The organism is Oleiphilus sp. HI0132, assembly GCF_001635845.1.
Window position 1 is genome coordinate 1 of the sequence record NZ_LWGJ01000572.1, and the last position, 614, is coordinate 614.

Here is a 614-nt window from a genome sequence, read left to right on the forward strand (position 1 = left end):
TTTTACCCTTACCCTTAGCACCCTCACTACTAATATCGCCCATTAGCCCCTTTAACAACTCAGCTAACTCTCCAGCATCCGCATGTTTAAGTCGGACTACCTTGGTTTTACCACCCGTGGATGAAGGTTGATCCAGTTTGGCTATCAACTCTCGCATTTTCTCCCGGAATGCCTCATCGCCTCGAAGGATAAGCCGATTGCTGCGCTGATCTGCAACAACACTAAATTTATTGCCGCCACTTTTTCCTTTAGCTTTACTCAGCTCGCTAGGTGCTAACTCTTCTAAGAGCTTTACCATATCACCAACCCATGCTTCTTTAAGCTGAACAACTTCAAGTTCATATTTAGAAGGGCTATCCAGCTCATCAATAATCTTACTAATTCGTTTTATGTTCGCCAGGTGATCACTAATAATCAAAGCATTGGCAGCTGCGACACCCGCAAGGTGTCCATATTTTGCCACCATCGGTCTAAGAATCGGAACCAACTCTAAAGCACGAGCATTGTTAACCTGAATTACCCGCGTAACGATTTGCTCTGATGGTACCTTTTTCAAAAAACGATCGTTCTGAGCACTCTGCTTGGCATCATTTTGTCTGACAATCTTGATCACT

General features: G+C 44.0%; 1 protein-coding gene. It reads right to left on the minus strand.

The window, feature by feature from the left end; genetic code table 11:
* The coding region (locus A3766_RS07065; protein WP_304440937.1) for a secretin N-terminal domain-containing protein at positions 1–614 on the minus strand (614 nt) is incomplete at both ends.